Below are 5,401 nucleotides of genomic sequence, written 5' to 3'. Positions count from 1 at the left end.
CACGCAAGACCTTGCAATATCAAACGCCAGCAGAGAAGTTCGCCGAGTGTGTTGCCGCGATCAGTTGAATCCACCACCCATTCTGGGCATTCGACGTTGCACACGGTGGATGTTAGTTTCGGATGAAGACACGTGGGAGCAGGCAATGGCCCTTTGGCAATTTTGCATTGAACTAATTCCAGAACAGTGGATTGCATTAAATCAGCAGAAAATCACCAACTATTATACAAATGATGGTTGGGATTTTGGTGATGCTTGGCGCAACTATGACCTTGAAATAGAAGTTATTGTCGATGGCTATATGCCGCGAGGGAAATCGTGGTCTGATCAAATGGTACTGTGGGGTCATGATGAGAGGCACGACATACAGCTTTATCGTGACAATGACCAAATTGAAGGCCTCACTATTCGAATTGATCTTCGCGAGGATGCAAAAGCCATGATACTGACCGCTGTTTCTATAGCTCAGGAATTGTGCTGTGACATTCTCGTTGGTGACGAGCGTAAAGCAATAGCGCCTTCGGTGGACGAGTTAGCTAAGGCAGCAGCTAGGTCAAACGCGGCAAGATTCGTTCGCGATCCGTACAAATTTGTAGATGACTCTGTAGATAGATCATGACCGCTTTTGGCTAATTGCCGACATCAAACAGCCTTTGGGAAACATCAAAGAAGGGCTCAAACCGGCTATTCGCTGCGCCTCGAACGAATGGCCGCTATCCTTGGCGCACTATTCTGCCTCCTACCGGAACCGCCCCCTGCTTGAGCGGAACTATCAATGCCTGAGAAGACAAAGGCATCGGCTGACGACACGAGACGTAGCCGTGAACCCGGAGAGAAAGGGGCCTGTTGCGGGAGAGGGCGGGGTCGCCGTTACTCGACAGTGATGCGCACGCGGCCACCTGTGGCGCGAGCAACCTGCATGATCGTATGCAGCGTTACGCCAGTATCAGCTTCGTCCAGAAGGTGGCGAATCTGGTTCGGACTGGTCTGCATCCGACGCGCCATCTCAGCCTTGTTGAGATTCTGCTGTTCCATAAGGCGAGCAAAGCCCATTGAGAGAACGCGCTTTGCGGCGGTTTCGGTGACTTCTTCAAGGATGCCCTCTTCATCGAGGAAATCATCAAATACCGGGCCAAGGTGCTTGTTGGTCATTTGGCTGTGTCCGTCTGCTCTTCTAAATAGGTTTTCCAACGTTTTTCTGCGAGTTGTAAGTCTTTCGTCGGGATCTTATGAGTTTTCTTCACGAAGGTATGAAGCAAGACCATACAGGAGGTGTCGATGCCGAAGATGATACGAAAGATCCGGTTTCTAAGTTTGCTGCGGGTTTGAGGCAGAAAAAGGTGGAACAAAGGATGGAACAGGGCGTGGAACATGGGTGATGGCCAACGATAACATCCGGCCTGCTTCCACCAGTCACGTTTCATCCGCTTGTAGGGGTTTTAATCGGGCTTTCCCAATAGTGCGTCGAGTTTGAGAATATCAACTAATATAACTCATTGATTCATGGTCGTTTGGTTGCTTTATCCACAGATAATTATCCTTCTGGTGGTTATTGCATCTTGCCGGTGACTTTTATGTGTCCTAACCTAGGGCTGTAAAGTCGAGTCGGCGTAATCGTCAAAAAGATAAAGGAGCGTAATGGGTTACGCTTTTGTTTCGCAATCTTTGCGGGATGCTCTCTTGCGACCTAACGGCAGAGATCTCTGCGGCGGGTGCGAAAATGCGGCGTGTCTGGCTCGTTCGGCGGTGCCGGTTCCTTTGGGAGCCGGCTTTTTTGTGACCTGAAGCCTTTTTCAGGCTCCGGTTTTGTTTGTGTGCGTGGTTTTCTTTTGGGGGAATGGCCGATGAGTTCGGTATCTCGTCTACTGTCGTTTGGATCTAAGTCTGCCGCGGGGCAGAGGGGTTTGCTGTTTTCGGCGGTCGCCGCAGCCTCGCTGCTGATCGGCGGCGCGTCCGCTTCGGCACAGACGACGGTCGCGGGCGTGACCCCCGGCGCCATTGCAGTAGATGAGAGCGGTTCGGCCAACTACTCCATTCCTCTTTCGGTGCCGCCTGGGGTGGCGGGTATGGCGCCGAGCCTGTCGCTGATTTACGGCAGCCGGGGCGATAACGGCATCCTCGGGGTCGGCTGGTCTCTGGGCGGTCTGTCAGTGATCCACCGTTGCGGCAAGACCACGGCGCAGGATGATGTCATCAGCGGCGTGGACTACAGCGCCAACGACCGCTTCTGCCTGGATGGCCAGCGCCTGGTGGCGACCGATGGCGGAACCTACGGTGCGGACGGCACGGTCTACAGCACGGAGCTGGCGTCCTTCTCCAAGATCGTGTCCTACGGCACGGCCGGTAACGGGCCGGCGCACTTCAAGGTCTGGACCAAGTCGGGTCAGATCATGACCTACGGCGGCACCACGGACTCCGCTGTCGAAGTGCCAGGGCAGAACGACGTGCGCTACTGGTCGGTGAACCGGATCGAGGACCGGGTCGGGAATTACCTGGATCTGACCTACAGCGACGACACCATCAACAACGTGCATCAGATCGACCGGATCGACTATGCGGGCAACACCGTTGCAGGCACCTTACCGACGGCGTCGGTGCGCTTTGTCTATACGCCGCGGAACGATACGCGTTTGCACTACATGGCCGGTGCCCGCACCCAGACGCTCAATCGGCTCAAGTTCATCGAGACCTATGCACAGGTCGCGAATGTCGACACGCTCGTCAAGCGCTACGAGATGAACTACGAGTACGGCACTGCAACAGGGCGTCTGCGCCTGACAAAGCTGACCGAATGCGACGCCATCAACAATTGCCTCGCGCCGCATAGTTTCACCTACAGCGATCACAGCGACTCGCTGAGTGCATTTAAGAGTGATGCAGGTTACGCGCTTCCTGATGTCATCCTGGATAAGCAAACCGAGATAACCCGGGGCCAATTTCAGGATGTGAATGGTGATGGCCTTCCCGACTGGGTGCGCGCTTATCGAAACGCGAGTGGTACTTACGCTCAGAAGACCTGGCTGAATACCGGCACGGGTTGGCAAAACAATGCGGGTTACGCGCTTCCCGATGTGATTCTGGACAAGAAAACCGGCATAACCAGGGGCCAATTTCGGGACTTGAATGGCGATGGCCTCGTCGATTGGGTGCGGGCTTACCGGAATGCGAGTGGCACTTACTCTCAGGTCAGCTGGCTGAATACCGGCTCGGGTTGGCAGAACAATGCAGGCTACGCGCTACCCGACGCCATCTACGATGCCGTGGCGAACCTGACCCGAGGGCAATTCCAGGACGTGAACGGGGACGGTTTGGTCGATTGGGTGCGGGCCTATCGGCGCAACGGCACCAGCTATCAGTCTACGTTACTGAACACCGGCTCTGGGTGGGTTTACAACGCTGGCTACAATCTGCCGGACATCTTCGTCAATGACTCGATTCCGGGCGGACGCGGAGAGTTCGCCGATGTGAATGGCGACGGCCTGGTCGATTGGGTGCGGGCCTTCCGCCACAACGGCATCAACTATCAGACCACCTGGCTGAACACCGGCTCGGGTTGGAGTTCTGATGCCAACTACGCGCTGCCCGACATCATCTACAACTCATCAATTCCCCAACGCGCTGGTGAGTTCGTGGACGTGAACGGCGACGGCCTGGTCGACTGGGTACGCGCCTACTACTACAACGGCACAAACTATCGTAAGACCTGGCTGAACACGGGCACGGGCTGGCAGGCGAATTCCGACTACGATCTGCCGGATAGCATCTATTACCGCTCTTCAAGCAATGCCTCGAACTTCAAGGCAGGTGAGTTTGCCGACGTCAACGGTGACGGCCTGCTCGATTGGGTGCGGGCCTACAGGAATTCGAGTGGCACGTCCTACCAGAAAACTTGGCTGAATACCGGCTCGGGTTGGCACAGTGATACCAACTACGCGCTTCCCGACGTCATCGTCGATAAGAACACCGAGATAACCCGGGGTCAGTTTTTGGACGTAAACGGCGATGGCATCGTTGGCTGGGTGCGTGCTTACCGGAACGCGAGCGGCACTGACTCTCAGGTCACTTGGTTGAGTCGCACTGGCGTCCCCGACCTTCTCGTTTCCGCCAAGGACGGCCTGGGCCGTATGGCGGAGATCACCTATAAGCCGCTGACGGACGATGACGTCTACACCAAAGGCAGCGGGGCAAGTTTCCCCGAGTTCGACATCATAGCACCGATGTACGTTGTGTCCTCGGTGAGCCAGGACGACGGCCAGACCGCCCCTCCCGGTGGTGTCGAGGGCGATGCCGTCATCAACTACACTTACGCGGGCGCCAAGGTCGATGCGCAGGGCCGGGGTTTCCTGGGTTTCCGCACGGTGACGGCGCGGGACGAACAGACCGGGATCCTGACCACCACGACCTATAACCAGACCTATCCCTTTACGGGACAGGTGGACAGCAGCGTCACGCGCCTGGACAACGGCACGGTGGTCGATCTGGTCAAGGAGGTGTCCAGCACCTACGCCAGCAAGCTGATCTTCGACGGCTCTTCGACGAATCAGCCTTCCGTCCTCTTCCCCTACGCGGATCTCTCAACCTCCAAAGCCTATGAGATATCCCGTCTCGATCTGCAGAGCAATCAGGTCGCCGGCTTCCTGGTCTCTAGCACCACCACCTCCTCGACTTACGACGACTACGGCAATGCCCTGAGCATCACCCAGTCCGTGACCGACGAGACCACAGGTGCGACCGGTGGCCAGGTCTTTACCACCCAGACCGCCAGCCTCTACGACAACGACGAGGTCAACTGGATCCTGGGGCGTGTGACCAGCACGACGGTGACCAAGACCCGGCCCGGCGCGGCCAATCAAAGCCGCAAGTCCGCCTGGGAGTACAACGCAACCAACGGCCTGCTGACCAAGGAAATCATCGAACCGGATATTCCCAGTCTTAAGGTCACCACCAGCTATACTTACGACGCCTTTGGCAATGAGACCGCAGTCACGGTCAGCGGAACCGGCGTCACCTCTCACAGCACCACCACCAGCTACGACACGAACGGCCAGTTCCCGCTCTCCAGTGCCAATGCCTTGAGCCACAGCGAATCCATGGTCACCGATGCGCGCTTTGGGGTGGTCACCAGTCTGACCGGTCCCAACGGCATCACCACCACCTGGGAATACGACGGTTTCGGACGCAAGACCAAGGAACTGCGCGCCGACGGCACGGAAAGCCGGATCAGTTACGACCTTTGCGACGCGGCTTGCCAGCCGGGCGCAGTCTACAAGATCACGACCCAGGACTTCCTGACCAGCGGCACGGCACTCAACACGCCCTCGGTGCAGTACTACGACAAGATGAACCGTGTGTACCGCACGGAATCCATCGCCTTCGACGGCGTGACCAAGATCTACGTGGA

Annotated in this window: 4 protein-coding genes; 2 read left to right on the top strand and 2 right to left on the bottom strand. The window is 56.7% G+C overall.

Annotated elements, in window-relative coordinates:
• A partial coding sequence (locus QMZ18_RS36705; protein WP_282611407.1) for a hypothetical protein occupies positions 1–619 on the top strand: 619 nt, incomplete at its 5' end.
• A 251-nt stretch (positions 620–870) separates the two neighbouring features.
• Here QMZ18_RS36705 and QMZ18_RS36700 read toward each other — a convergent pair.
• Both QMZ18_RS36700 and QMZ18_RS36695 read right to left on the bottom strand, forming a co-directional pair.
• Positions 871–1,152, bottom strand: a complete 282-nt coding sequence (locus QMZ18_RS36700; RefSeq protein ID WP_282611406.1) for an XRE family transcriptional regulator — start codon at positions 1,150–1,152, stop codon at positions 871–873.
• Positions 1,149–1,424 carry a type II toxin-antitoxin system RelE/ParE family toxin gene (locus QMZ18_RS36695; protein WP_282611405.1) on the bottom strand — a complete coding sequence of 92 codons (276 nt, stop codon included), beginning with the start codon at positions 1,422–1,424 and terminating at the stop codon, positions 1,149–1,151. Before QMZ18_RS36695 ends, QMZ18_RS36700 begins: the two co-directional genes overlap by 4 nt.
• Positions 1,425–1,844: 420 nt before the next feature.
• Between QMZ18_RS36695 and QMZ18_RS36690 the strand changes: the two genes are divergently transcribed.
• On the top strand, positions 1,845–5,401 hold a 3,557-nt coding region (locus QMZ18_RS36690), incomplete at its 3' end, for a toxin TcdB middle/N-terminal domain-containing protein (RefSeq protein WP_282611404.1).

Origin of the sequence: Pelagibius sp. Alg239-R121 (assembly GCF_947331435.1) — a bacterium.
Lineage (GTDB): Bacteria > Pseudomonadota > Alphaproteobacteria > Kiloniellales > Kiloniellaceae > Denitrobaculum.
The sequence above is the reverse complement of the archived record's forward strand: the minus strand, read 5'-3'. Positions and strand labels throughout refer to the sequence as shown.

Bases quoted from the DNA above. Each gene is read 5' to 3' on its own strand.
- QMZ18_RS36695 (WP_282611405.1), bottom strand. From the start codon at position 1,424: ATGAAACGTGACTGGTGGAAGCAGGCCGGATGTTATCGTTGGCCATCA.
- QMZ18_RS36700 (WP_282611406.1), bottom strand. From the start codon at position 1,152: ATGACCAACAAGCACCTTGGCCCGGTATTTGATGATTTCCTCGATGAA.